The 939-nt window shown below is 69.5% G+C and carries 2 protein-coding genes; one reads left to right on the top strand and one right to left on the bottom strand.

Going from position 1 to position 939, the window contains the following annotated elements; all coding sequences use genetic code 11:
• Positions 1-398 (bottom strand): DUF6636 domain-containing protein (locus A5691_RS11430; protein WP_067778349.1); only part of this gene is annotated, 398 nt, incomplete at its 3' end.
• Positions 399-447: 49 nt separating this feature from the next.
• On the opposite strand from A5691_RS11430, the gene A5691_RS11425 reads away from it, so the two are divergent.
• Positions 448-939, top strand: a 492-nt coding sequence (locus A5691_RS11425) for a hypothetical protein (protein ID WP_156734780.1), incomplete at its 3' end; no start/stop codon positions are given.

Here is a 939-nt window from a genome sequence, read left to right as displayed (position 1 = left end):
TCCCGCGACACCCGGAAGTAGTGCCCGGTGCTGGAGTCGGTGCACGTCATGCCCGACGGCTCGCTGTCGCAGGTGATCGTGCCCGCGGACTGGGTCTGGCCGTAGTCGAGGGTCGGCTCGCCGGCGAAGCGCAGGGTGTCGCCGTGGCAGTGGATGGCGGCCGGCTCGCCCAGGTTCAACACGAAGCGGTTGCCCCAGGCGAGATGCTTGCCGCACTCCGGTGGCGGCGGTGGCTGGTAGTCGAAGTCGCTGATGTCGCACGCCACACCGAAGCCGCCCAGGACGCAGTAGATGTTGCCGGACGGCGATTGAAAGTTCTGGGTGTCCGCGTGCGCGGTCGCCGGCATCACGGTGGCGGCCGCGACCGTCGCGGCGGCGACAGCGAGGGTCCTCATCATTTGCTGAGCGTAAGCCTGTGCGCCGGTGGACCGGACCGATAATCCCGAAATGAGTTTGCGCGGGGGCCTTCACCTGGCCGCCCAAAAGGATTACAACGTCATCATGAAGGCATCAATGGTCGCCGCGGTTCCGCTCCTGGCGGCCGCGACCGCGGTGGGCCCGGCGCACGCGGACCCGCTCTACCACTTCCAGTCGCCCTCGGGCGACGTCACCTGCGTGATGGCGGCTTTCGGTGGAGATGCGCCCCGCGCGTCCTGCGGCGTCATCGACCCCACCTACGTGATGCCGCCCCGCCCGCAGTCCTGCATGGGGGCCTTCGGCGACCAAGTCGACATCGTGCAGGGCAGCTCGCCGGCGATGGCCTGCCACACGGACACCACCCGCGGAGCCGGGCTGCCGACGCTGCAAGCCGGCGACACCCGTTCCGTGGCTTCGCTCACCTGCAAGGGCGAACCCGCCGCCGTCACCTGCGACAGCGAGCCGTCGGGCATGACGTGCACCGACAGCAGCACCGAGCACCGCTTCCGGGTGTCGCGGGAT

This window comes from Mycobacterium sp. E183 (genome assembly GCF_001667735.1).
Classification (GTDB): Bacteria; Actinomycetota; Actinomycetes; order Mycobacteriales; family Mycobacteriaceae; genus Mycobacterium.
The sequence above is the reverse complement of the archived record's forward strand: the minus strand, read 5'-3'. Positions and strand labels throughout refer to the sequence as shown.